Raw genomic sequence first — 25,075 nt, 5'->3', positions numbered from 1 at the left:
GTTGCAAGAGATCAGTCTGTCCCTCTGCGGCGCTCCGCGAGCGAAGCGGTCTGGGGGTCTGAATCGGGGAACTGCTGGTCTGGAAATTGACGGGTCCAAACATTTGTAGCAGTCAGGCGACGGGCGAGCAGCAATGCGCTGTCGACGTTCATGTTGCCGATCGAACGCACCCGGAACAGCGCTTCGAAGGGCCCCTGCCCTCCCAAGCGCTTTTGCAGTACCTCCAGCTGTCCCGGATCCGCACTGACCTCAGCCATCTGCATGACCGCCGCATCGCGGGTCCCCGCGATGACGAGGATGGGATTGCCCGAGGGCCCAGGCAGGCTGGCCAGATACCCGATATCGATCTGTGGCTTGGTCTCTCCATCGAACGGACCCCAATTGGCAATATAGTGCTTGCCTGTGGCCCGATCGATCAGCTCATCATAGGTCGCCCCAACTTCGAAGCCGGACGCCTCGAACAGCGGATCGCGCAATATCCCCAGACCGCTGAGAAGCCCGACATAGATGACGTTCGATTTTCGCATGAGATCGGGATTCAAATGGGACATGGCAATGACGCTCGACCGAGGCTTGGCCCGATCGGCATTCTTCACCGCCGGAATGATGTCGTTCAAAGCGGAAGCAACGCTGATCGGCATGTAATTGAGATTGACGTCAGTGTAGCGCCCGAAGTCCTCGGGATGACTCATGAGATATATTTCAAGATCTTCCTTCGAATTGATAGAGAAGTCGCGCACAAGATGCGTTACTCGCCCGCGCGCCTGTTCGCCGATCAGGTAATGGTCGCCCGCCACCACCAGATTAGTGGCGTCATTTTCTGCGAACGGACGCCAGAGAAAACTGTCCGCCAATGGGGCAGATTGTCGATCGCGATGGTCCTTCCAGACCCAGAGCGCAATATTGAGCAGGGACACGAGAGCAATGATACAGAGCAGGCGTCGATGTTCCCGGACGGCGTGAACAGCCCGCCATGCCATCGCTGGCGGACGGGGTGGGTTTAACTCCGCGGGATCGCTCAGCAGGATGCGATATTCACCCTTTGGGATGATGAGGCGCGCGCCCGGACGGTCAGCGTAAACATCGTCCAGCTTGCCGCGCAGCCTGTGCATGTAGACCCGGACGGTCGAATCCTGCCCGCCGTCCTCGGGCGTGCGCTTCGCGAAAACGGCATGGAAGATCTCCATCTCTTTTGGCGCTTGTCCCGCCATCGTGCGTTCAAGCAGATAGTCGAACAGCTTGACCATCGTATCTGATCGAGCCGAGGTGATTTTGGGCCTGACAAGCGCCGCCTCGTTGCAAAGCGCTTCGAATTCCTTGCCGGTTTCAGACGCCACGCATGCTACCCAGGTTTCTGAGCCGCTTGGTACCCTTTTCCGACACACCAATCTCCAGAAAGCTTTGGCTCGGCTTGGAATTTGAACCCTCCAGGTCGAAATCCATGGTGATCACGCTCTCCCCGGTTTCATCCGCGCACCAACCCCAGCACGCCTTTGCGGTAACAATATGAGAGAAATGTCCAAGATTGTAAACTTTCCTGCTGCGGAGTGAGGGGAATGCAATTGCAGATGGGCATTTCGGCGGGTGCCAGCCCTGAGATGGTCGCGATGTTGGGGACGTTTACCGCAAACTCCCTTTACCGCCCAGGCAGCGACGCGCAACAGTATTGCATTTCGTAAACAGTATGGCATAATATCGGCATAGCGTTGCTATTTTTCAATTACGATCGAAACATATCAGCTAAAGAGGATTGCCATGGGCCACGCTGCATTGCAGCCGTCGCGGAACGAAGCGAGCGACGATCTTGCCAATCTACTGCGCGAACGCGCCCGGAACCTCGTTCCGGTCCTTCGCGAACGCGAAGCCGCCGCAAATGCCGGCGGCCAAGTTCCTCCTGAAACCATCGAGGATTTCGAGCAGGCCGGCTTTTTCAAGATTCTCCAGCCCGCCCGCTATGGCGGTTATGAATTGTCGCCCAAAATCTATTGCGATGTGACGCGCATCCTCGCAGAGGGCTGCATGAGCAGCGCCTGGGTCTATGGCGTTGTCGCCGTCCATAATTGGCAACTGGCCTTGTTCGACGAGCGGGCCGCGGAGGATGTCTGGGGGGAAGATAAATCGGTCCGCCTCAGTTCGTCGCAGATGCCGGCGGGTAAGGTGATGCGCGTCGAGGGCGGCTTTCGCCTCAGTGGCCATTGGGCCTTCTCCAGTGGATCAGCCCATTGCAAGTGGGTGATACTGGGCGGCATGGCGCCGGCAGGCGAAGGCGAAAAGCCCGAAGCGCTTCATTTCCTCGTTCCACGTCCCGATTACCGCATCGTCGAAAACTGGGACGTGATGGGCCTTCGCGCAACCGGCAGCAACGACATCGTCGTCGAGGACGTCTTTGTGCCCGAGTATCGCGCGATCAGCGAACATTCCATGTTCATGCTCGATTGTCCCGGCCATGTCGCACATCCCGCGCCCCTGTACAAAATCCCGTTCGCGCAGCTGTTCAACCGGACCGTCGCGATCACCTCATTGGGCGCTCTCAAGCGTGCAGTGGAAGTATTCATCGACAATACCCGCGCAAAACGTGCGACCTATACTGGCTTGCGACTGGCGAACGACCCCTCGATCCAGCAAGCCGTGGTGGAGGCCCAGCGTACGCTCGACGAGCTCGAACTCGTCCTCGATCGGGATCTGAACGAGTTGACACGCCGCGCTGAAAATAATGACTGGCCGATCGAACGGCGCGCCGAACTGGCCGTATCGACGACGATGACCGTGAGCCGTTGCGTCACGGAAGTCGACAAGCTGATGCAGTTTAGCGGAGGCAAGGCAATCTACAGGGGCAATGCCATGCAGCGTGCCTTCCTTGATATTCACTGCGCGCGTGCGCATGCGATGAATAATCCGCTCCCCTATGCCCGCAATCTCGCAGCCGTCTATTTCGGCTTTCCCAATGATTGCGAGGATGTCTGACGATCGCCGCCTGCCTTCGGCATGAGAAAGGCGCGCAATCCCAAGATTCGAGGTAATATCATGACCGTTACTGACGCGCTCCGGGCTGAATCAGGTCCCGCGCTCATCCCGTCGCTGCAGGGCATCGATCTTTTTCGTTCGGCCTCCTACATCGGTGGGAATTGGCTGACCGGGTCCAAATCCATAGCGGTCGACAACCCGGCCACTGGGGAGATCATCGGCCATGTGCCCGATCTTGGCGAGGCTGAAGCCACCGAAGCTGTCGATGCCGCCGAGAAAGCCTTTGCGGGATGGAAGACGCGCACGGGCAAGGAGCGCGGCAAGATCTTGCGGCGCTGGGGCGAGCTCATCACGGAAAACAAGGACGGCCTTGCCCGCATCCTGACAGCCGAACAAGGCAAACCGCTCTCCGAGGCGCGGGACGAAGTGGACTATGCCGCATCCTATCTCGAATGGTTTGCCGAGGAAGCCCGTCGCATCGACGGCGATGTGCTGACACCCCACCGGTCCGATCGACGGATCATGGTGGTTCGCCAGCCCATCGGTGTCGTAGCTGCCATCACGCCTTGGAATTTTCCGCTCGCCATGATCACGCGCAAGGCGGGCCCAGCTTTGGCGGTCGGCTGCACCATGGTTCTGAAGCCCGCCGGCTTCACGCCCTTCTCCGCTCTGGCTTTGGCAAAGCTTGGCGAGGATGCCGGCATTCCCGCCGGCGTCTTTAACGTCATCACCGGGAACGCGCAGGCGATCGGCAACGTCCTCACCAGCGATCAGCGGGTGCGCAAGCTCACTTTCACGGGCTCCACCGCGGTGGGCAAGAGGCTGGCCGCGCAGTGCATGCAGACGGTCAAGCGCCTGTCCTTGGAACTGGGCGGCAACGCACCCTTCATCGTTTTCGATGATGCTGATCTCGATGCCGCGGTCGAAGGCGCCCTCGTCTCCAAGTTCCGCAATACTGGCCAGACCTGTGTCTGCGCCAACCGCTTCCTCGTTCAGGACGGCATCTATGATGAATTTGCGCGAAAACTGGCAGCGCGTGTTGGCCAGTTTGTCGTGGGTGATGGCCTTGCCGGACCCAGCGACCAGGGGCCGCTTATCAACGATCAGGCGGTCGCCGATGTCGCGGCCCATGTGGCGGATGCAGTGAAGCGCGGCGCCAGGATCCTGACGGGCGGTGACAGGATCAAGGGCGGAGGCTCGTTCTTTGCGCCTACCGTCCTGATCGATGTATCCCATGATGCTCTCATGTGCAGCGAAGAGACATTTGGTCCTCTCGCTGGCCTGGTACGCTTCAGGGACGAGGCTGAAGCGATCAAGCTTGCCAATGACACCACGGCAGGCCTCGCATCCTATCTGTTCACGCGCGATCTGGAGCGTATCTGGCGTGTTTCGGAAGGACTGGAATATGGCATGGTCGGGGTCAACACGGGCCTGATCTCCACCGAGATTGCGCCTTTCGGCGGCGTCAAGGAGTCGGGCTTTGGCCGCGAAGGCTCGAAATATGGGGTCGACGACTATCTGGAGATGAAGACGATCTGCCTTTCCGTCGGCAACTGATCGCCCGGCCCTTAAGTCAGCCCTGCCTTGCCGCGCGCAAGGCGGGGCTTCCTCCTTCCCACGATCCGCTGAATTCGCACCGTCGAAGGATTCTTGACCTGCACCCTCTCATCAGCAAGTTCATTCTCATTCCTCCCCGTTCCGATGTGATCCTTCTCCCGCATGGCTTTGTTCGGCGCGCCGAGGAGCAAGAGATCGGTCCTCCGAAGAACAGGAAGACATCCTCCTGTAAAATTTTCAGAAACTGTACTTTACGCCCAGACGTAACGTTCGCGGCTCTACGACACGGCTCAGCCGTCCTTCGACAGGCCCGGCATCGTAGCCAGGAATATAGGACTCATAATAATAGGCGATGTCTTTGTCTCGACTGTTCAAAACGTTGAGAAGTTCGCCGTAAATTTCGAGATTGCGGGGTTTCCATGCCACCCTGGCGTTAACCACCGTGCTCCCTTTATCGCGAACGCTGTTGTCCTCGATCAGCGCATAGGGGCCGAGATGGCGAAGACGCGCGCTTGCAACCCACCCCTTGAATACCGCTGACACGCCCGCCGACGCGGCGTTTTCGAAAGCGTTGGGAATATGGTCGCCATTGTCGTAGCGCGAATGGCTTGCCGTGTAATTGCCGTCGATAGCGAGCCATGGGGTCGGCCGCCAAAAGGCCACCAGTTCGTAGCCGCGACGCCGACTGGCGCCTGTTGGCTCCACCGCATTGGAATCGCCGACAAACCGCAACTCGCTGCCGACATCGAGCCAGAAATAGGTTGCCGTCAGGCTGAACGGCCCATGCTGGAGCCGAGCACCGATCTCCTTGCCGGTGCCTCGCACTAAGACAGGAACAGGCGACGCGCTATTGACTGCGCCGCGGACGTCATTCGAATGAAAACCGCGCCCCAGATTGACGTAGAATTCGAGGATTGGCGCGGGGGAATAGGCAAGCGCGATTTTCGGAGAAACAAGGGTTGCGTGCCCGCTGCCTTCTCCCAGAGCCAGGGCTTCGGCATCCTTCGCACGAACCGAGTAACCATAATGATCGCCACGTAGCCCGGCGATCACGCGAAGGCCGGGCAACGGCCGGAGTGTCGCTTCACCGAACAGCGCGAGCGATCCCTCCTTCACGCGGTAGACGCCGAGGGATTTGACGAAGCGCCGCTGATCAGTGTGGTGCACACCAACAGTACCAATGTCGTCGAAACGATTCTCCGTTCCCACCGTCAGGTCGAGCCAGGGCAGCAGCGTCAAATCCTTGCGCGCATCCAGACCGACAATGAAACGCTTGTCGAACTGATCGATCTGGGCGCTGCTGCCATCTGCGTTGGCATAGGTGGGATTGGAGGTCATCTCCCAATCATAGAATTGCCCATGGAGATTGGCCGACCACCCGTTGCCGCTTGCGCGGACAGCAGCCACCAACCGCGTCGTTCGCCCCCTCGCCGAGGGGTCCGGAGAACAAAAGACATCCGGGCATGACGCCGATCCGACGATCCGTTCCGGAATCTGTTCCGTCGGCCGCCAAGTGGCGTGATAGGCGTGCAGCGTAAAATCCAGCCTGCCAAAGCCCGTAGTGACGAGATATTTGCCGAAGCCCGAAAGATGTCGGAGCTTCTCCGCTTCCTGCCATGGCCCATCATACATCTTGTACTGGCCAACGAGCGTTAAGCTGTTCCCGCCAACATCGATCGAGCCGCCTCCGGCAAGACGCCGCCAGCCATAAGACCCCCCCTCTATCGATGCCCATGGCGCGGCATAGCGATCGATCGTCGTCAGATAGGCCGCGCCCGCAAGGGCAAAATCACCTCCGTCGGCTCGATAGGGACCTTTCCGATAATCTTCGCGGTCGACGATTTCGGGAATCAGCCCGTTAAGATCGAGATAGCCCTGCCCATGACCATGCGAACGCAGGTTCATCTGAACGCCATCGATATAGGTCGTGAAATCCGACCCATGGTCGAGGTTGAAGCCACGCAGGAAATATTGATTGGCCTTGCCGCTTCCGGAATGCTGGGCCGCGATCATGCCTGGAACCGATTCGAGCAGTTCGGCAACCCTGACCAGCGGACGGATGAGAAGGTCGGAGCCAGAGACGCTGCCTTCACTCGCCGCTCCAGCGGAGCCGATCTTGTTCTCGCCGCGACCGAAGACCACGATCGCGCTTCCGTCTCGATCCCCGGACTTGTCCTGCTCGCTCGGGGCCCCTTCATCCCTCAAGGGCGAGAGAGCCGCTTGGGTATCCTCTTCATGGGCAAAAGCAGGCAGGGCAGCCACCGCCAATGCAGCGGAGGCGAAAATGGGAAGTTGCGAATGTTTCAATGATCACCTGTCAGCGCGTGGTCGAAGCCTTTCCTCCTTTGCTGCAGCAACCGCACGCGTCTCGTTGTTTACGGTTTGTAACGGTGTCGATCGCGTTTCCCTCTTGCACAAGTTCGGAGGAAATCGTCGCACCGACCCGCGATCTGAAGGCGATTTTTGCCCGTTATCCGCAACAGATGCTTGCTGCTGAGGGAACTGTTACCTACAGTAAACTCTCAAAAAACGAGAGGCACCAGCCCGGCGGCCCCGGTTTGCAAGAGAGGAGATTGCACGGCGTGACTCTGAGTAACAACTGAAACAATCTCTCGGATGCCACGATCGCAATGTCGCCGAGAGAGTCTGCAAGGAATCGGCAAACCGCATGCATTGAGCGCTATTCGCTCACGAGGACACCCGGCGCAACTCAATGAAATATTCAGCATTGCAAGAGGACAGAAGGTTTTAAGATGGACGACAAGCTGGATATCGGCAACGCGATCGCAATGATGTCGTTTGCGGCGGTAGTGAGCTCCGGCAGCTTTTCTGCCGCTGCCAAGACATTGGGCTATTCCAAGGCCGCGGTCAGCCGGCAGATCTCGCGGCTCGAGGCGACGATCGGACTGAAGTTGCTCGATCGCACTACTCGTACCGTGACGCTGACGCCGTCGGGCAAGGAGATGTACGCCCGCTGCGCGCGGATCGTCGACGAGGTGAGCGAGGCCAATCAGGTCATCTCCGGAATGCTGTCAAAGCCTCGTGGCGATCTGAAGGTGAATGCGCCCGTTGTCGCTTCCCTTTTCAACGTCACCCAAATCATTCCGCGATTCTTGCAGGAATATCCGGACGTCCGGCTGATCATGAACCTGTCGGACACGAGGGCCGATCTGCTCAAGGGCAAGTTCGACGTCGCCTTCTGGGTGGGGGACACCTATGATCCAGATCTGGATTCGGTAAAGCTGCGCGATTATGAAATGGCCCTTGTAGCTTCGGCCGATTATCTGGACGCAAACGGCAGGCCGGCTTCCGCCGCAGATCTCAAGGAGCATCCGTGCATCCTGGAAACTCACTTGTCCAAGCTTGGCGAGTGGCGGTTATCGTCCGACGAGATCGTTTCCGTCAGCCGCGGCTCGCTCGCATCCAACAGCGTCAGGATGACGCGGGAAGCAACCTTGGCGGGAATGGGTATTTCCTATCTTCCGCGGTTCCTTATCGAGGATGACATCAGTTCCGGCGCTCTGGAGGTCATTCTTTCCGACATTGTTTCCGAACGGCTGCCGCTCTACCTCATCTTTCCCAAGGGCAGTTATCAGCTCGCAAAAGTCAAAGCTTTTGTCGATTTTTTCTCGCAGGAGATCATGACCACTGCCAAAGCCAGGAGGAAACGGAAAAGCGGCATACCCCTGGCACGGGCCATATAGCTGATTTTGATGTCGATAGTCCTTGCACCTGCAGTGTTACACGATCCCATGAACTCTCCCTCTCCCAAGGTGAGGAGAAGAGTGCTCTTTTCAGGCGTGTCGCCGCATCCCCCGGCGTGGAATTCGGCGCTGATGGCTGCGCAACTATGAAACGCGGCGCGATCGAGGGTAGCGGACAAGCATTTGAAAAGCTCCATCCCCTTCGGCCCGGCTGACGTGGAATTGAAACGGCTCTTAGCCGAACGGGCCGCGCAATTTCGAGCGACCCTGATAGGGGAGAGCCGTTCCGCAACTCTCGTCCACTTGTTTGACTATCTGCTCGAAAGGTCTGGCGATCCACGCCCACCCAAGGAGATCGAAGTCGCGATGGCGGTGTTCGGCAAAAGCGCCGAGTTCGACACCTCCCAGGACTCGACCGTGCGGGTCCATGTCCACCGCCTTCGCCAGCGGCTCGAAAGTTGCAATGCCGGAAAGAGCGGCCCATTGCTGCAAATCCCCAAGGGGGAATATCGTCTGCTGTTGGCCGATGGGCCCGAAAGCCTGGATGACGCCGCCACGTTTCCCGACCTGCGGAGACCTCACTCCAGGCAAAAGCGGTTATGGGCGGCAATCGCAATCTGTTCTTTGGTTACCCTGGCGCTGTGGACGACATTGTTCCTGGCCAGTGGCCGTGGAAGTCCAGTCAACCTGCCCCTCAGCCAAACCTCTTTCTGGAAACCCGTCGCGACACACAAGCGATTGCCGCTAATCGCGGCGGGTGATTTCTATATGGTCGTCGAGAGCGGACAGGATGGCAAAATCGAACGCCTTTCCATGCGCCCGACAATCCGCTCCGGGCGCGACCTTGACAATTATCTGACAATGCATCCCGATCAATACAGCAAGTTGCGGGACCGTGATATCCGCCGTGTCCCGGCGAAAGTTGCGACAGGCGCTGCGGCGCTTCTGCCGCTGATCGCATCAGTGCGAGCCGACGGAGGCATGCCCGATATTGTTCCAGTCTCTCAGATTTCCCAAGAAACCATCGATTCAGACGATATCATCTACATTGAGCACTTCTCAGAGCTGGGCATGCTGAGATCTGCTGTGCTCGGCCAGTCCCGCTTTGCGCCTGGTCCTGATCCTGACGAGGTAACGGACCTGCCCTCCGGCAGAATTTTCAGGGTGCGCCCAGCTATCGAGAAATCCTTCGATGAAAATATGCCGTCCAGCGACCCCTATGGCTATGATTATGGCTATATCGCCAGCTATCCTGGGCCCTCCGGCAACCAGATACTTGTGATTTCAGGTATTGATGATACGGCGCTGTCTCAAATGGTCAAGCTTGTATCAGACAAACGACAACTCGATCTGCTGTCACGCAAGACTGGCGGCGCGAAAGCGTTTGAAGCGCTCTATCAGATTCGCACGGCAGGTGGACTGATATTCGACACCAGCATCGTGATCGCACGGGCCTTGGATGCCGGCACACGCAAAGCGCCCTCTTCCTAGAGCATGTTCAAGTTGACCGTTACGGTCGACGGCTCGGAAAATGCGGTATCAAAAGACCAGAGCGTTTCCGCTCATAGTGACAACGCTCGAGGGCGCGCCCGATTATTCATCACGCTTCGTTTTGTCCCACATCCGTTGTGAATCGATTGGCCTCGCAATCAGCAACCTGCTGCCATAGCTTCGATTGAACATCGTGCGGACTTGGTAGAGAGCTTCGAAGGACCGCAAGTTTCCGCCAAGGCGCTGGCGCAACTCCTCCACCATTTTTGCGTCCATGACGACATTGGCCATCTGCGCGGCACCGGCATCTCCCGTTCCTGACAGGATCAGTATCTGGTTACCGGAAGGGCCAGGATAGCTGGCGACATAACCATAATCTCGCCGGGGGACAATCCTGTCGTCCAGCAAATAGGGACTGTCGGACAGGAATCGCCGCCCGGACAATGTGTCGATCAGCTCATAACAGGTCGTACCACAACGGAACTTCGAAGCCTGAAACAACGGATTGCTCAGCAAAGGAGAAATTGCATCAAGCGCCCCGAGATAGATGATTCCGGACGACCTCAGCATATCGGGATTGAGTTCGGATGTTGTAACCGGCCGCGACGACACATTTGCAAGAAAAGATGAAATATGGCTAACCGGGCTCAAAACATCTGAACTTACCGAATAGAGATCTTCATTATTAAAGATGTTCCGCATCTCCACATTTTTTGCGATATACGCATAAAATGTATCGGATGATTCTATCGAAAGATCCTGCACAACCTCATCGGAGTTATCCGATTTCTGCTTTCTCACAAACATGAAATAGTCGCCCATGACGATTAATGGAGGATTTTTCTCTCCACTAAAAGAGCGCCAAAGTTCTGAACGGCCAAGGGAATCACCCGAGCCCAGGACATGGCTGAAATACAGCAGGGCCAGCAGGGCATTTATGAGCAATAATAGCGATAGGGCTGCCGCTATCAGACCGAGACCTTGGCGGGGCACTCCCGATGACTCGGCAACCGGTGTGGCTTCCTCGCCCCCAATGCTGGGCGTTTCGAGGACAAGACCATATTCACCCTGCCGAATGGTCAGGCGTGCACCGGGTTTGTCGACATAGAAGAGGTCCAGTTTCTTGCGCAGTCGATAGACGCCGACCCGGACCCTGGAACCCTGATGCCCCGGTTCACTCGAACCCTCCTGAAACACCTCTTCGGCAATTTCCGCTTCTCTGGGCCGGCGCCCTCCGATGGACTGCTGCAACAGAAAATCGAAAAGCCGAAGCAAGGTATCCGATCGGTTCGAGGCGATAAAGCTCCGCACCCGGCGACCTTCTTCCGCCAAAGCGCGGGCCATTACCTCGGAAACTGAGCTATCTTCGATCGTCATTCACCATTTCGTCTGGCGCTCGCCTGTTCCTCGGTAGGCTACCCGGATTTCGACCGAAATCAAACGCCATGCCCTCGGCTGCTCATTTGAGACCCATGGATACGGTGCCGTCCGAGTTGATCACGTCGAGCCGGTGATCGCACACATATTCAGGAATTCGATAGGCGCGGTTGCGCTTATACTCCCAGCTGAAACTATATGGTGTCTTGAGATATTCCGGATCCTCGACGGAGACATCCAGCCGCAGCATATCGGGTGCGATCAGGCGATATCGCTCGGTAATCGTCATCGCATCGCTGTGAGGAATATCGTAGAACTGGAGGTCCTTCTGCACGCCGCGCGTTTCGACGACCAGCATGTCCCCTTCCCAGTGGCCAGACGAGAAACCGAAATAGGACGGTGCTAGATCGTCGGGGGCGGGGAAAGGCGCATCGAGATAGATGCGGCGCGTCTGCATGAAAAGCTCCGCCAGCACGGTGATCTGCCCCGGATTTTGCAGGATCTGGATAGGATAAATCCCCTCCATGATGCCAGGCGTGCCCTCGGGAAGGCAACGCGTGCTGGCGTCGACCAGAGGTGTGCCCGCTGTCAGCCCGGCTTGACGCTTGTTGCGAATGGCTCTCCACTCGCTTGCATAGGGCTCTTTCAACTCTGGGCCCTTGCCAGGCGGCGGCGTCAGCTTTGTTTCGTCATCGTCCAGAAACGGGCCGGGATACCGTTCCCAGACACCTGAGATGTCCGGCTCTGCCTTCACGCTCGCGACTGCCGCCGGCCTGGCGGGCATGGGCGCAGCAAGTGCGACGCCGCCGCATACCCATGTCAGCGTGGCGGTCAATGCGAAAGTCAGCCCACCTGGATGGCCTAAACGCATCAGCTGTTCCGTTCTTCCTCGCTTGGCTTGCCCCTTGGGAGGCATCTGGTGTTCACCACGCATCCAGTTTGCTCCCATTGGGCAGGGTGGCGACCTTCAGTGCGCCGCCGGGCTTGCCATTGCGCAGCGGGTAGAAGCTGACGTTGATCCTGTCCCCCGGTTTCAGCGAATTGAACTTCCAGCCCGTCTTTGACATGTTGGACGGACTGCCGCATTCCAGCGTGTAAGTGGTCTCATCCTTTTTAATGACCACGAATACATGCGGGTTTGCCCATTGAAATTGCGCGACGGACACCCCCTTGAGTTCGGAAGTCCTGGTCTGATCAAACATCGAAAAGGAATGATGCGCCGCCAAAGGTTGACCGAGTGCAAGAAGGCTGGCGCCAAGAACACCGGCACGGATTCTGATTTTAGACATTCACGGATATCTCCTTGATCGACGAGCGGCCGCGCCAAATTGCTCTGCATGGTTCGATCGCCGCTTGATCGATTGCCTTCCGGGGCTATCGGCCGATCGGGTTTGGTTCAATTTACCCAGCCGCCCAAACAGCCGGTGAGCCTCGCAACGTAACGGAACATTGCACCGGCGGAAGTACAAAGGGGTCGCGAAACCGTTAAACGGGCACTGCGCAGGGTAACAACCTCCAATCACGCCAACCCTCCTTGCCCTCCACCGGAAATCTGCGGGCAACCTTCAAGCCAACGGCAGTCCGACGCGGGTTTCCGGTAACGTTACAGCCAGGATCTGAACGTTTCGGAACAGTGTTACACTGGTCTGTTTTGTTTACTTTTCGATAACAAACTACACAAATTGCAGAATGTGTTGCTGATAGGAAACGCTGCGCACTGCAACGAGCGGGCGCGAATAGCATCATGCAAACGGGGAAAGAGGGACCATGAAATATTCCAAAGTTCGGACGATGCCATCAGGATATGGCATCGTCACAGGCAGGGCCGCAGGGTCGCTACCTTTTGGAGTCCTTCTTCTTGCCGGCTCGGCGCTGGCATTGCCCGTTGAGTCTGCGCATGCACAGGAGAACAGTGAAAGGAAGGGCGAATATCAGGAGGCAGTGAGCGTCCCGGAAATCATCGTCTCGGCCCGCCGCAGGGACGAAGCGCTGACCAACGTCCCTGCCTCCATCACCGCTTATTCTTCCGACTTCCTCGAAAAGCAGAATATTCAGACGTTCACCGACTATGCGACCAAAGTGCCCAATTTAAGCTTCCAATATGGGCAAGGCGGCAACCTGCTCTGGAGCGGCGATCGTCAAACCACGATCAGGGGCGTGGTCGGCAATGACACCACTGCTTATTACATCAACGATACGCCGGTCCCGGCATCTGTCAGTCCCCAAACGTTGAATCTGGAACGCATCGAAGTCTTGAAGGGGCCACAGGGAACGCTGTTCGGCGCCAGCTCCATGGGTGGCACGCTTCGATTCATCACGAAAAGGGCCTCGCTTAACGAAACAAGCGGCGCTGTGCAGGTGCAGGGCGGCGCTACCCGCAATGGCGGATTCGATTTCGACGGTAGCGCCATGGTGAACGCCGCCCTCGTTCCGGACCGGATCGCCCTGGACGTGGCGCTAGGCTATACACGGGAATCGGGCTTCATCACGCGGCGGTTTCCGGACGCGGCCTCCGGCGAACTCGTTTCAAAAAAAGGTCAGGGACGTAACGACACCTATACGGGTTCCGTTACGTTGCGCGTAAAGCTGACGGAGGACTTGGAAGCGACAATCAACGGCATCGGGCAGACCAGCAAGCTGCACGGCTTTCCCGCCAGCTACGTACCGCTTCCCGCTTACAGACCGCTGTCCTACACGGTGGAACGCGACCGCGATGTGCAGGAATATTCAAAGGATCGCTGGGGTATCGCGTCGCTGGTGTTGAATTATGCAGGTGACGGCTTCTCGGTGATATCGTCGAGCAGCTATTTCAAGCGCAAGATCCGGGAACTGGAAGACAATACGGAAGGTACGAACCAATATTTCGAACAGGATGAAGGCATCGATCTGGGGCGACCGGCCTTCCATGTCACCAGCCTTTCCAAAGAGCGGCGCCTGACGCAGGAAGTGCGGCTTTCGTTCGACCAGGGCACGATATTGCCGGATCTTTCCGGCATCGTCGGCTTCTTCCACCAGAATCAACGCTCCTATTCGATTGCGCCGGGCATTTTCGTTCAGGAAATGGAAGACGCGGGTTTGATTCCTCCCTATTTGAGCTCAGCCAGCGCAGATACACGCAAGATCGACACCGCCTTCTTTGGCGAAGTCTATTACGAGTTGGCGCCCAGGCTCACCATGACGCTGGGGCTACGAAAATATTGGGTAACCCAGAACACCGCCGCCAGCACCGACACCGGATTTATCTATGGTGAAACGGGCATGTCGGAAAATCCTGCGGTGCACAACACGGAGACGGGCCTGGTGCCGAAGGCCGTGCTTTCCTACGAGATCGGCGACCGCGGCAACATTTATGCCTCGGTGTCCAAGGGATTTCGTTCTGGGGGCCGACAGGCGCGTCTGCCCGATTTCTGCGGGGATGATCTTGCCAGGCTGGGACTCACGGTAGACGATATTGGACAGTATAAGTCCGACACACTGTGGAGCTATGAAGTCGGTGCCAAAAGCCGCTTGGCTGGCGGCAGGCTGAACGCGTCAGCCGCCGCATTTCGAATGGACTGGTCTGACATACAACAGGCCACCCTGCTCCCGATCTGCGGAATATCGTTTACCACGAACGCCGGCAAAGCTCGGATAAACGGCGCGGAGATCGAAATTTCCGGCAAGCCCTTTGCCGGGGTGCCTCTGTCAATCCAGCTTGGTCTCGGTCACACCGACGCAATCCTCAAGGACCCGGGCGTTCTGCCGCAGGCGCCGAATAGCCGCCTGGGCCTGGTCCCGAAATGGACCGGCACCATTTCCGGATATTATGAAGCGCCGGTCAATGACGATGTCAGCCTGTTCGTCGCCGCAGACTATAGCTACACCAGCTCGACCAAGGTTCCCGATGGCGAGGGCGGCTTTCTCTCGCGGCAACCGATCGACATGGTCAATGGCAATCTTGGTCTGAATATCGGCCATTCGCAGATTCTGATCTACGTCAAGAATCTGTTGGATAAGCGATTGAATTATGGGGACCAGCCATCTTCGTCATTCGATCGGCGGGATGAAAATGATCAGCGCCTGCCTCGTGGCGTGGTCAGCCGCCCACGCCAGATCGGCGTGCAGTATCAGCTGAATTTTTGATTTCCACTGGGTCACGGGATGGTGCCGCCGTCCCTGCTCTCGACCAAGGAACGGATATGAAATCGCTTGTAAAATGGATGGCGCCTGCGTCTCTGGCAGCGGCCATCATCCCACTCCCTGCCCTGGGCCATCATTCTTTCGCCATGTTTGACCAAAGGACGGAGACCAGACTTAAGGGCTTGGTCGTGACACGTTTCGAATGGACCAATCCGCATGTCTTCGTCATCGGGACTGCCGGTTCCACCACCTATACGCTCGAATGCAGCAGCCCCAATCTCATGGGGCATCAGGGCTGGAAGCACAACACGCTGACGCCCGGAACCAGGATTGACGTCGCCTTCTATCCTCTACGCAACGGCAAGCCTGGCGGGATGTTGAAGACCGTCACGCTGCCGGGCGGCAAATCGATGAGCGCATGGTGAACGCGCCACCTATGGATCGAGCGCCAGCGCGTCGACGCTTCCCCCAAATTCGTCCATGAAGGGAGCAATCCGATGAAATGCTCTTCCCCTCGCCTTGGCATCCTGCGATCCGCGATCGTGCTCGTCGCCTGTGCCCTGACAATGCCTGCCATTGCGGGCATTCCAAACATCAGCGGGGTATGGAATCACTATCCTCCATTGCCCGGAACCTTTTCAGGTCAACCGAACCCTCCGGAATGGGATCCGGGCGAACCGCCGCTCAGAGAGCCATATAAGACGCAATGGCACCAGCTACAGGAAAAGCGGGCCGCCGCGGAAGCCGCGGGCCATCCGCTGCCCGACGATAGCGCCCTTTGCCGGCCCGACGGAACCCCCATGATCATGTGGGCGCACTACGCACTGCAAATTCTGCAAAATCCTGATCTCAAGCAGATCACGGTGCTCTCCGAATTCATGGCGCAAACCCGGCGCATTTATCTCGATGAAGACCTGCCGCCGATCGACAGCATAGATCCGGGTTATCTCGGCTACTCGGTGGCGCGATGGAACGGCGATGTTCTCGAGGTCACCACGGCGGGAATCCGCGAAGACGTAAAGTTCATGGACATTCCCCATTCCAAGAACATGATAGTCAGGGAAAGGATATTCATGGACGCCGAAAAATTTCTGATAGATGAAGTGTCGATTGAGGATCCCCAATATCTCTCAGAATATTATAATTTCAAGTTCATGTACAAAAAGGAGCCCCTTTCGTACAAGATCTCTGAATATGTCTGCGATAACCAACGTTCGATCATATTGCCTGACGGCAGCCTGGGCATGGCGGTGGAAACACCATAGAGTCGTGATGATAGTTGCATGAATCGCTTGGCCACGCCAAAAGCACATCGTGCTATGATTTAGAGCCTGCCTTGAATCTCATGCGAGGCGAAAACTTCGGGTCAGCCCAGATAGATTCGCACTGCTCTTGACCGGCTTGCACGTATCGAGCGGGATCCTAACTCGATAACCATGGTGGTCGCCCCCTATCTTTCGGAGCAGTCCCGCGTGCGGCTGACATTTCCGGCGCGAGTCGTCCACAGCGCATTGCCGAGGACGCCGCCGCGCTGAACAAACCATCCCGACCGGGAATTGCGCTAGGTGGTCTCGTCAAACTAGCGGCGCCGCGATCAAACGCCATCTTACGGGTTAAATGCCGTCTGGGTTTCTCGATCCGAGGGAAACGGCAGCAAGAAAGTGGCCGATGCCGTTCGCCGGACAGGATCGTTCCCAATTTTAAGGCGGAATACCCAAATCCCAGAAAAATCGAGTGATTTCAAAGAGAAATGGTGGAGCCGAGGGGGGAAGGCATTTTAGACCCTAAACCCACAGAAATCCGCCATTTTTCAGCTTCGCTACATCTCCTCGTGTAACAGCCTTGTGTTACATAGCAAGGGCGCAGATTTTTGATTTGAAGTGAGTAGAGCTGGGGAAGAAGCATGGCCACGATTTCAACGAAATCAATCGGTTAATACTCCAACCCCCTCGTTTATATCTACGATCTACACTCTCTTCACGGGGCTTCGGACATCCCGAAATCGGCCAGTTCGGCTCCGTTGAAAGCGCAGTGAACCTTAAACTTCAATTCCAAATTGAAAGCGTTTTTCGCGGTCACAGACATTGACACCTGCGTCTGCCCTTCGCCTCCCGTGCGGAAGTCATGATCGCCCGTTGGGAACTCCACCGTGGAAGGGCAATAGTTCCTTACGATCTTCACGATATACACTGATGGGTGGACCGAAGGGCGGCCATGAAGTTACGCTCAAACAATCTCCGTTGAGCGAGGTAGATGCGGGGCAAGAATTACCTCACAACTCTCAACAAAATCAACCAGTTGCTTCTCATCCTCCCTCGCTTATCTCTACTCATATCTAGTATCTACACTGGACGTAGATCGTCCGAAATCGCCCAGCGCAGACCATTTGAAGCTGCTAGTTTTCGCTTACTTTGGCGTTCACCAGCTTGCCTCCCTCAAACCGGCACAAAGCACGCAGCTTTGTTTCCAGATTGAAGCTGTTCTTCGCGGTCAGCCCGATGGTGAAGGTCGCCCCGTATTCGTCCTCAGTGAAGGACGTATCCCCGATGTCAAAATCTGCCGTGCTGGGGTGAGATAGCTGAGGCGTGATCGCCTCCTCGCATGGCTCCAATGCTGAGGAGCTTGAGAGAGGCGCTTCTTTGGTAGCTACAGCGGCCTTGTCATGCGCGGTTTTCTCGCCCGGCTTTGGGAGCATCACGACGGCCAAGACAACCATAAGGCCGCCGAGTAGGAACCGCGCCTTGTTGCCCACAGTGGGCTTTCCCTGCGCTCTACGTTCCTGAAATGATCGAGACCAAGCCATTCCTCCGGCGACGAAGAAACAGATCGCCGACACGAAACCGCCAAGCACGACCAGCGACAAGATCGAGGCGGCCCCTCCCACAACGGTGCACCATTCCACCCCTCGCGGAGCTTCTGCCTGCCGCTTCTTCTGATTACCCTCCACGCCGCTCATGCCTGCCGCTCCGAAATGCGGTTTAGGTTTTCGACTGCGCTCTTTCGCTTTCCCATTCTGATTGTCCCCTTTTCGACCCACGTGTCGGGTCCGGTAGGTCAATGCCTATCCAGTTGAGAAAGGCAGAGAAAGCATTTTTGTCACTTATATCGGGTGGTGCTTGAACACTGCTATTTGCTGATAGTGGCCGATGGAGCTACCGCAGACATTTGGCCGCAACGTGAAGCTGGCGCGGAAGGCAACGGGTCTATCGCAGGAGGCGTTCGCTGACGTCTCCGGCATAGCGCGCTCCTACATGTCTGATGTTGAAAGGGGTGCTCGCAATCCAACTCTGGAGGTCGTGCAACGTATCGCACAGGCGTTGAAAACCCCCGCCCATCATTTACTCGATCCAGATTTCCGGCCAGAGCAGGCCGGACTAACGGCGAACCCTAAATAGCTGCGAAGTTCACAGCCGCCTGCGGCTCGCGTCAGCTAGGCAGCGCCCGGCAACGCACCTCAACTCGCCGACAGAAAGTGACGGGGACGCCTTGATCGCCCTCTCCGCCGATAAGGAACTCACGGGGACAGGGAACTGCGTCAGCCGTCCATATCACCTCTTCAACTACCCCAAGCCGGGGGCACGACACTCTCGACCCTCGAAGCCGGATTTTGTCGCCTGTCCTTGGGATATGACCGGGATCGTGCAAGGTGACGGTAGAGGATGGCATACCAAAATCCGCAGGCTTCTCGCCATTGGCTGTGCCGAAATATACGACGATCTCAACCATTGTCGAAGCCCTCCTCCGGCGCGGCATCCAATTCCGCGCCGAAGAACAGCCCGACATCAGACTATGCCGCTAGATTTTGTCGGATGGCTTCCAGCGGCACCCCTGCAAGAAGGGAGAACGACGTCGCAAGCCAAGTTTCTATGGCCTCCCGGCTAGTCGCCCCCTCCACCTTGCGCGTCAACTCGATCCAGTTCTGCAAGGACAGCCCGACTTCAACCTTGGTTTTCAAACGCAGGCTATATCCGAGATGCTCAAAGCCCTCGGTCACTAAAACGGGAGCGTTGGCTGTGATTGTAAATGGTCCCGCTCGATGACCGGATAGATACACGGCCAAGGATGTTTTTGCCCGCCGGGCCTGCGATTTATCCGGTGCGAGCAGAATGATGTTATCACAATAGACAAAAGCCTGTATGGTTTCATCCAAGTGATCCGGCAGATCATCCATAAGCACTGAAAATATCGCGTTCGACGCAGGCGACCCTTCCATCAGACCGGACGGGACCATTCCAATCGTATCCACATCGTCAGGTAGAGCAATATCCCCCTGCCGGTGGCTTCGCTCCCTGCACACGAACCTATGGGTCCGATGGTCGATGGCCCTACGGATCAAGGGTTCGGGCAGGTAGGGAAGATCATAAATCGCATCGACATTCACATGCTCAAAAGCGCGGCGAATGTCTGCGACCACCACGGCTTGCCATGGTGACTTAATGGCGGCGATCAGCTTCTTCATCTGGTCGTCGCGGCCCCGGCCGCGCCAATCGCCTATATGTTCTCTCGGCTGATGCTGGGCACGGATGAGGTCACGGGCTAGCCGATGCCACATCTTCTCTTCGCTGCCGAACATGCATATCTTGCGGAAGCCGGAGGTGCCGCGCCGCTTCGGATACCACTCCACCGGGCGCGCTCGCAGGCGGCGGTAGTCATAATTGTAGATCAGGCCGCGCTGTCGAGCTGACCGCCACTCCTCTGCCTGCACCGCACCATATTCGTCCGCCCAAATATCATACAGAGCCGCAGATTGAACCGGGTGCGCCGCCAAGAACCGTTCAATTTCCCGCGCTCGCAGCTCAGCCGTTATCGCGTTGCCACGCACTTGGCTGCGATGGCCAATTTTGTTTAGCAGCCGCCGCGCAAATCTGCGTTGTTGCTGGAGCGTCATGACTGCTTCCTTGCAACAGTTGCAAGGGAACCAGCGCCTTCCAAGCTCAGCAGCCATGCGTTCAGCGCCTCACGCCGGTAAAATGCGGCTCTTCCAACCTTTATGCTGGGCGGCCCGGTGCGGGACAACTCCCACCGATATAAGGTGCGCGGTGTGACGTTGAGAAGTTCGGCGACCTCGACCCTAGTCAGCAGGTTTCCGGTGAGTTGAGTTTGGCCTGTCATGTCCTTCGATGCCTCCGTTTGAAGGTGAGAGGCATTTCCCGGATTTCCGGGCGCAAACCCATGAGCCATTGGGGGGTATAAAAATCATGGACTGCTAATCGCACAGTTGATCAGCGATCCAGAGCGCCCTTCCTATATCGGCAGGTGCTCCTCCTGCCGCTTCTTGCAATTCCTCCAGCACGCGAGCAATCCTGCGCGTAACCTTCCACCCGATCAGTTCATGATAGGTTTCCGTCGCGCTGAAATCTCCGGAACCCGCATGACGGGGCACCAATGCATCATGCTGCTGTTCCCAACCCCAAGCCTCCCGAATGTCTCTGAACCAATCTTCCCCGCTGCCTATTTGCCGTTCGCGCGTCCCCAAGCTGCGACATGCCGCGATGATGGCTTGGCGAAGCGGAGGCGCTTTATAGCGCAAGTCCGCCTCCACATCGTCTCTCCATGCTGAGACGCCGGTAATCTTCTCGTGGTTCAGCTCAGCAGCAAAATAAAATCTGACGATTTCGTCCAATATATTTCGCATCGCGTGTTTGGAGGCTGGCCTATCGTGCCCCCTCATTGCCGCCCTGCTGGTATCCCCTCGCAGCTCTATACATTCAAGGATGGCCCAAGCTGGCGGATCGAAGGGACGGTCACCGATAGCCAGCGCGACATATCCGTAATCGGGCTTGCCCTCCGCTACCGATTGGCGGAACAACTCCTCCGCATTTGCTATCTTTGTGGCACCGCTTACCTTTCGAGGACGACCCATCAAACCTCCGAGTGAACACTGTCAGCCCCAGACGCGGCGAAATGAGCATCGCCTAGGTTAAAGCACGTTTTGGCGGCCCATAGCGTTCCTCTGCCCCGTTGTCTTGATGCGCGTTAACAGGGCGATCAGCAATCCCAACGCACGACGAAACCGAAATCACGCCATCGGTAGACCGTCCGGATACGTAAAAGCGAACGGCTGCCATTGCGATTGCGGGGACAGGGTTAGCCATGTCGCCCATCCTTGATGCCCTAGACGATCCAACAGCCGCAACCAACGCTCAGGGCGGACGAACCGGGCGTGGATTGCACCATGACATCGGCGGCAGCATCCATAGCCTTCGAGCGCAACTGCGTAGTTTTCGAGGTGCAATGTAATCGCGCCGGGCGATGGCGGCCGGTCAAATCCGCATATCGAGCAGTACGTCGGGCGCGCGATCAAGCCTTGCCGAAATGCGGCCCGTTGGATTGGGATGGTCGCTTGTCGTTCCTCCGGGGACCACCCGTTATACCAAGAGCGGCACCACCCGCGATGCACGGTCATGTGGTCCTCCACGGCAATCGCTGGATGGAGGCGATTTGACGCTTCCCTCGTGTCAGTCCTGTCGCAAGGTGAGCGCACAGCGCCTTGGAAATATCTTCGCTAAGATCGGGCTGCCGCCCTTCCACCGCCAGCCCGTGAAGGTCTTCTAATAAAGCAGTCAGGTCTGCAAAGCGTTCCTGAGCCGACTTCATGCCGCCGCCTCGGCAAGCACCCGATAGACGGAGGCGCGGCCAATGCCGAGCGCGGCAGCGATTTCAGACGCGCCTGCTCCGGCGTCTTTCATGGCACGCACCTGCTGCGCTTTGGCGCGGGCGGTCGGCGCTCTGCCACGATATTTCCCAGCCGCCTTCGCCTTTGCGATGCCGTCCTTCTGCCGGGATAGCATGACCAGCCTCTCGAACTCCGCGACGGCAGCGAACATAGTCAGGAGCAGCCTACCACTGGGAGACTTTGTATCCATGACACTGCCTCCGAAGTCCAAAATTCTTAAACCAACCCCCTTAGCCTCCAGTTTGCCGACGATGCTCAAAAGATCAGTAGTGGACCGGGCCAGCCGGTCGAGCCGCGTCACCACGAACACGTCGCCCTCGCGGACAAAATCTAGTGCCACATCCAGTTGCGGCCGGACGGCGACCGACGACGCGGCCTCCGTTATGACCTTGGTGCAACCCGTTGCAAGAAGCTGCCGCTCTTGCGCCTCTAGTCCCGCAATCTGCTCACATGTGCTTGATCGCGCGTAGCCAACGAACATGTCTGTCTCCCGTCATTCCGTTCAATGAAGGTCTACCCGCTGGTGCAGTGCAGGCCAGCCCGAAGTGTATTATGGCGATAATACTCTGATGAACGCCTCATCCCGTCGGATGCTGATTGATTACCCTGACGGCCTAAATTCAGGATGCCTCGATGAGCTTGATCGGGCTGAATTATCTTCGCGTTTAAGGACTTGGCGGCTCAAGCTAACTTGTGCCATTTTACCCAGCATGAACCGCTACAAATCGCAGGTCCGAGAGGTCATCAATCGAAATTCACTGGTGAGCCTCGCCTTGTCCATGGGTTTCAATGCCTTTCTTCCCGTCTATGACGGCGGGGTCGACTTCATCCTCTACAACGAACGCACCGGCGACGTTCGAAAGGTGCAGTTGAAAGGCCGGTGGACCATCGAGAAAAAATATCTCAATCGTGACATCTGGATCGCTTTTCACAACAACGGCCGTTGGTATCTTGCTCCGCATGATGAGATGGCCAGCATGGCCGTCGACTACGGCTTCACGGCTACTTCGTCGTGGATTAGCGGCGGAGCTTACAGTTGCCCCCGCCTTAGCAAGCAAATGTTAAACGACATGATCAAATTTCGATTTGAAGCTCTGGAATTAGTAAGCGAAGAAGCCGCAGAAAGATAATAGATCAAGGCAACGGGATTTGCAGTGAATTGTGCGGGGGGATTGATGCAGTTCATAGTTGGATTTTTAGTGCTCGTGGTATTGTTAGGTTCATCCGCTGGAATGGGCTTCTTCAATGCACTAACATTCGGCATTTTCCTGATCATCGCAATATCGGTGATCGCAATCGTAATGATACACAATAATAACAAGCAGATGATAGCCGTCATCGAAACAGAAGGAGGAAGGTTAGTTGAAGAACATCTTTCCGCACTCGTTCGTCGGTATCGTCAGCTTGTTCGAACAGATGATTATGGTCTTGTTGAAACAAAAGCATGGGATAAGGAGCGTGCGCACTTTTTCAACAATGTGATCATTCCTTCGCTTCCCGCCAAAAGCGGCTGGGAAAATCTCCAGTCACACTTCAACGAAAAGGTTCTCGATCCGAAGGTTTATTCGGCGTTCGAACGCCAACGCCAAAGTTTTGCCAGCAACTTCGACCCCGACATCGCCCCGATAGATTATGAGCATTTTTGCGCCGAACGCCTCCGCCAGTTGGGATGGAAAGCAGAAGTCACAAAATCGGCGGGCGATCAGGGCGCGGACATCATTGCGACCAAAGAAGATGACGTGATGGTCGTTCAGTGCAAGCGATATGCTAAGGCAGTAGGTAACAAAGCCATACAGGAAATCGTAGGGGCTTTGCGGTTTTATGACGCGGCTTATGCTCTGGTCATTGCCACAAATGGCTACACTAAGGCCGCGAGGGCCCTCGCGGATGTGAACGATGTGATCCTGATCCATCACGACGATCTGGTAGACACGTGGAAGCCATATTAATCCGGCTGAGGCTGTTCGTTATCCACACCCGGCAGCAACGGCTTCGGTATCAATGACTTGTTAGACTATGCGGGACAATGCTTCACTGGAATGATCCGGGATCGTATGAGACAGCTTGAGATCGTCGAGAGATCGTCGAGAGATCGCCTCAGTGGGGCAAGGCCGTGCGGGAACTCTTGGTCCGGCATCTTCATTGCTTCTGGATCAGATGAAGCTCCACTGGGAAGCCCATCCGACTGATCCGCTCTGCGGCAGCACGAAGGGCGACCTTGCTGAAGAACGGCAGCCCAACGCGCCCGCTCGCCGCATAGGGGCGTCGCATCACGCCAAAGACAACTGTGTAGTCACCGGGAACTGGCTTGGTCCGACCATCGGGTAGCAGCGCGGCAAACCCCTGCTTGCTAAACTTCCTTTCGCGCTTCTGTGTCGCTGTTCTGAACCCCTTACGATACACCTCGTCAGACACAAATGCCTCCGCCGACACCAGCCCTTGGTTCCAAAGATGGCTCAAAGGAGCCGAAGAATGTCCATCCTTGAGGTGAATGAGTTGTTTAGTTTTCGATAAGAAATCACAAGGTTCAAGAGAAGCATTGGTCGCACCCTTTGGCGAAACCTTGGTCTGGTCCATAGAGATTAGTTCCGGCACCTGTTCAAGTTCTGCGATCAAGGCACGCTCATTTGGGGCGGCCGTCATTACACGAAATGCGGGCTTCAACAGAGCAGCGTAGGCATCTTCAATCTCTTTGTGGTAATCTGGGCTGACCCGGAACCACTGCCCGTCGAACAGAACATATATTTCATTGCGCAATTCAACCTCATGCACGAAACATGTGTATAGCTTGCGCTTGTGGCTGCGGTCACCCTCGCCATCCAACATGATCCTTATCTCATGACTGCTTTTCAGCGTTGTCATGTCAGTGATCTGATCAAAATCACCTTTCTGGAGTTCAGTAACATAATCCTCGATGGCGAGTTCGCCGTAGGTGGTCTTTTGACCCGGCGACAAACCGGTTCCGAAGTATCCAATTTCTAAGCTGGCATCCGGCGCTAGAATGTCGGGAACAGCAAGATGCAAATCGGATGAATTGTCGTCGACCATCGCCTTAAGGTCTGAGGTGGTGTCGGCAATTCGGACAGGGTGATAAGCTCATCCCGACCTGAAGGAATGGACGGGAATGAAGACGACGAGAAAGCGCTACAGCGCCGAGTTCAAGGCGAAGGTGGCGATGGAAGCGATC

24 protein-coding genes are annotated in these 25,075 nt (G+C 56.7%); 11 read left to right on the top strand and 13 right to left on the bottom strand.

The window, feature by feature from the left end; translation table 11 throughout:
- Positions 1-11: 11 nt before the first annotated feature.
- Positions 12-1,337 carry a helix-turn-helix domain-containing protein gene (locus tag MRBLSP13_RS20095; RefSeq protein ID WP_363756296.1) on the bottom strand — a complete coding sequence of 442 codons (1,326 nt, stop codon included), beginning with the start codon at positions 1,335-1,337 and terminating at the stop codon, positions 12-14.
- Positions 1,338-1,755: 418 nt separating this feature from the next.
- Between MRBLSP13_RS20095 and MRBLSP13_RS20090 the strand changes: the two genes are divergently transcribed.
- Together MRBLSP13_RS20090 and MRBLSP13_RS20085 are read left to right on the top strand one after the other, a co-directional pair.
- Positions 1,756-2,964, top strand: a complete 1,209-nt coding sequence (locus MRBLSP13_RS20090) for an acyl-CoA dehydrogenase family protein (protein WP_363756294.1) — start codon at positions 1,756-1,758, stop codon at positions 2,962-2,964.
- Between the two features lie 60 nt (positions 2,965-3,024).
- Positions 3,025-4,521 carry an NAD-dependent succinate-semialdehyde dehydrogenase gene (locus tag MRBLSP13_RS20085; RefSeq protein WP_363737113.1) on the top strand — a complete coding sequence of 499 codons (1,497 nt, stop codon included), beginning with the start codon at positions 3,025-3,027 and terminating at the stop codon, positions 4,519-4,521.
- Positions 4,522-4,758: 237 nt separating this feature from the next.
- Here MRBLSP13_RS20085 and MRBLSP13_RS20080 read toward each other — a convergent pair whose 3' ends face one another.
- Positions 4,759-6,726 (bottom strand): TonB-dependent receptor, encoded by a 1,968-nt coding sequence (locus MRBLSP13_RS20080; protein ID WP_363756292.1) that lies wholly within the window; start codon positions 6,724-6,726, stop codon positions 4,759-4,761.
- 101 nt (positions 6,727-6,827) lie between these two features.
- Between MRBLSP13_RS20080 and MRBLSP13_RS20075 the strand changes: the two genes are divergently transcribed.
- From MRBLSP13_RS20075 to MRBLSP13_RS20065, 3 genes are all read left to right on the top strand, one after another.
- Positions 6,828-7,124: a hypothetical protein gene (locus MRBLSP13_RS20075; RefSeq protein WP_363756290.1), complete on the top strand. Its 297-nt coding sequence runs from the start codon at positions 6,828-6,830 to the stop codon at positions 7,122-7,124.
- A gap of 150 nt (positions 7,125-7,274) precedes the next feature.
- Positions 7,275-8,225: a LysR family transcriptional regulator gene (locus tag MRBLSP13_RS20070; RefSeq protein ID WP_363737114.1), complete on the top strand. Its 951-nt coding sequence runs from the start codon at positions 7,275-7,277 to the stop codon at positions 8,223-8,225.
- A 183-nt stretch (positions 8,226-8,408) separates the two neighbouring features.
- On the top strand, positions 8,409-9,716 hold the full coding sequence (locus tag MRBLSP13_RS20065) for a hypothetical protein (RefSeq protein WP_363737115.1): 1,308 nt from the start codon (positions 8,409-8,411) through the stop codon (positions 9,714-9,716).
- A 102-nt stretch (positions 9,717-9,818) separates the two neighbouring features.
- Here MRBLSP13_RS20065 and MRBLSP13_RS20060 read toward each other — a convergent pair whose 3' ends face one another.
- From MRBLSP13_RS20060 to MRBLSP13_RS20050, 3 genes are all read right to left on the bottom strand, one after another.
- Positions 9,819-11,093 (bottom strand): hypothetical protein, encoded by a 1,275-nt coding sequence (locus MRBLSP13_RS20060; RefSeq protein WP_363737117.1) that lies wholly within the window; start codon positions 11,091-11,093, stop codon positions 9,819-9,821.
- An 82-nt stretch (positions 11,094-11,175) separates the two neighbouring features.
- Positions 11,176-12,027: a hypothetical protein gene (locus tag MRBLSP13_RS20055; RefSeq protein ID WP_363737118.1), complete on the bottom strand. Its 852-nt coding sequence runs from the start codon at positions 12,025-12,027 to the stop codon at positions 11,176-11,178.
- Positions 12,017-12,382, bottom strand: coding sequence for a DUF6152 family protein (locus MRBLSP13_RS20050; RefSeq protein ID WP_363737119.1), 366 nt, complete (start codon positions 12,380-12,382; stop codon positions 12,017-12,019). Before MRBLSP13_RS20050 ends, MRBLSP13_RS20055 begins: the two co-directional genes overlap by 11 nt.
- 478 nt (positions 12,383-12,860) lie before the next feature.
- Here MRBLSP13_RS20050 and MRBLSP13_RS20045 point away from each other — a divergent pair, with 478 nt between their 5' ends.
- The 3 genes from MRBLSP13_RS20045 to MRBLSP13_RS20035 all read left to right on the top strand — a co-directional run bounded on the left by MRBLSP13_RS20045 (position 12,861) and on the right by MRBLSP13_RS20035 (position 16,477).
- Positions 12,861-15,215 (top strand): TonB-dependent receptor, encoded by a 2,355-nt coding sequence (locus MRBLSP13_RS20045; protein ID WP_363756288.1) that lies wholly within the window; start codon positions 12,861-12,863, stop codon positions 15,213-15,215.
- A gap of 56 nt (positions 15,216-15,271) precedes the next feature.
- Entirely contained in the window at positions 15,272-15,637 is a 366-nt protein-coding gene (locus MRBLSP13_RS20040; protein ID WP_363756286.1) for a DUF6152 family protein, read from the top strand.
- Positions 15,638-15,709: 72 nt separating this feature from the next.
- Positions 15,710-16,477: a hypothetical protein gene (locus MRBLSP13_RS20035; RefSeq protein WP_363756284.1), complete on the top strand. Its 768-nt coding sequence runs from the start codon at positions 15,710-15,712 to the stop codon at positions 16,475-16,477.
- Positions 16,478-17,189: 712 nt separating this feature from the next.
- Here the strand turns inward: MRBLSP13_RS20035 and MRBLSP13_RS20030 are convergent.
- Both MRBLSP13_RS20030 and MRBLSP13_RS20025 read right to left on the bottom strand, forming a co-directional pair.
- Positions 17,190-17,393 (bottom strand): hypothetical protein, encoded by a 204-nt coding sequence (locus MRBLSP13_RS20030; protein WP_363756282.1) that lies wholly within the window; start codon positions 17,391-17,393, stop codon positions 17,190-17,192.
- A 214-nt stretch (positions 17,394-17,607) separates the two neighbouring features.
- Entirely contained in the window at positions 17,608-18,168 is a 561-nt protein-coding gene (locus MRBLSP13_RS20025) for a hypothetical protein (protein ID WP_363756280.1), read from the bottom strand.
- 190 nt (positions 18,169-18,358) lie between these two features.
- Between MRBLSP13_RS20025 and MRBLSP13_RS20020 the strand changes: the two genes are divergently transcribed.
- The gene (locus tag MRBLSP13_RS20020; RefSeq protein ID WP_363756278.1) at positions 18,359-18,607 is read left to right on the top strand and encodes a helix-turn-helix domain-containing protein; all 249 of its coding nucleotides are present in this window, start codon (positions 18,359-18,361) and stop codon (positions 18,605-18,607) included.
- A gap of 392 nt (positions 18,608-18,999) precedes the next feature.
- Here the strand turns inward: MRBLSP13_RS20020 and MRBLSP13_RS20015 are convergent, their stop codons facing one another.
- From MRBLSP13_RS20015 to MRBLSP13_RS19995, 5 genes are all read right to left on the bottom strand, one after another.
- Positions 19,000-20,100 (bottom strand): hypothetical protein, encoded by a 1,101-nt coding sequence (locus MRBLSP13_RS20015; RefSeq protein ID WP_363756276.1) that lies wholly within the window; start codon positions 20,098-20,100, stop codon positions 19,000-19,002.
- Complete coding sequence (locus tag MRBLSP13_RS20010; RefSeq protein WP_363756274.1) at positions 20,097-20,324, bottom strand: helix-turn-helix transcriptional regulator; 228 nt, start codon at positions 20,322-20,324, stop codon at positions 20,097-20,099. Before MRBLSP13_RS20010 ends, MRBLSP13_RS20015 begins: the two co-directional genes overlap by 4 nt.
- 94 nt (positions 20,325-20,418) lie before the next feature.
- Positions 20,419-20,847, bottom strand: a complete 429-nt coding sequence (locus MRBLSP13_RS20005; RefSeq protein ID WP_363756272.1) for a hypothetical protein — start codon at positions 20,845-20,847, stop codon at positions 20,419-20,421.
- Between the two features lie 767 nt (positions 20,848-21,614).
- Positions 21,615-21,809: a hypothetical protein gene (locus tag MRBLSP13_RS20000; RefSeq protein ID WP_363756270.1), complete on the bottom strand. Its 195-nt coding sequence runs from the start codon at positions 21,807-21,809 to the stop codon at positions 21,615-21,617.
- Positions 21,806-22,369, bottom strand: a complete 564-nt coding sequence (locus MRBLSP13_RS19995) for a recombinase family protein (protein ID WP_363756268.1) — start codon at positions 22,367-22,369, stop codon at positions 21,806-21,808. Before MRBLSP13_RS19995 ends, MRBLSP13_RS20000 begins: the two co-directional genes overlap by 4 nt.
- Before the next feature lie 229 nt (positions 22,370-22,598).
- On the opposite strand from MRBLSP13_RS19995, the gene MRBLSP13_RS19990 reads away from it, so the two are divergent.
- Positions 22,599-23,018 (top strand): hypothetical protein, encoded by a 420-nt coding sequence (locus MRBLSP13_RS19990; protein WP_363756266.1) that lies wholly within the window; start codon positions 22,599-22,601, stop codon positions 23,016-23,018.
- 45 nt (positions 23,019-23,063) lie between these two features.
- Positions 23,064-23,837 (top strand): restriction endonuclease, encoded by a 774-nt coding sequence (locus MRBLSP13_RS19985; protein WP_363756264.1) that lies wholly within the window; start codon positions 23,064-23,066, stop codon positions 23,835-23,837.
- 190 nt (positions 23,838-24,027) lie between these two features.
- Here MRBLSP13_RS19985 and MRBLSP13_RS19980 read toward each other — a convergent pair whose 3' ends face one another.
- Positions 24,028-24,936 carry a DUF6119 family protein gene (locus MRBLSP13_RS19980; RefSeq protein WP_414714733.1) on the bottom strand — a complete coding sequence of 303 codons (909 nt, stop codon included), beginning with the start codon at positions 24,934-24,936 and terminating at the stop codon, positions 24,028-24,030.
- Between the last annotated feature and the right edge of the window lie 139 nt (positions 24,937-25,075).

This window comes from Sphingobium sp. LSP13-1-1.1 (assembly GCF_040676415.1).
Taxonomy (GTDB): Bacteria; Pseudomonadota; Alphaproteobacteria; order Sphingomonadales; family Sphingomonadaceae; genus Sphingobium.
Note: the sequence above shows the minus strand (reverse complement) of the source record. Positions and strands in the feature narration are given on the sequence as shown.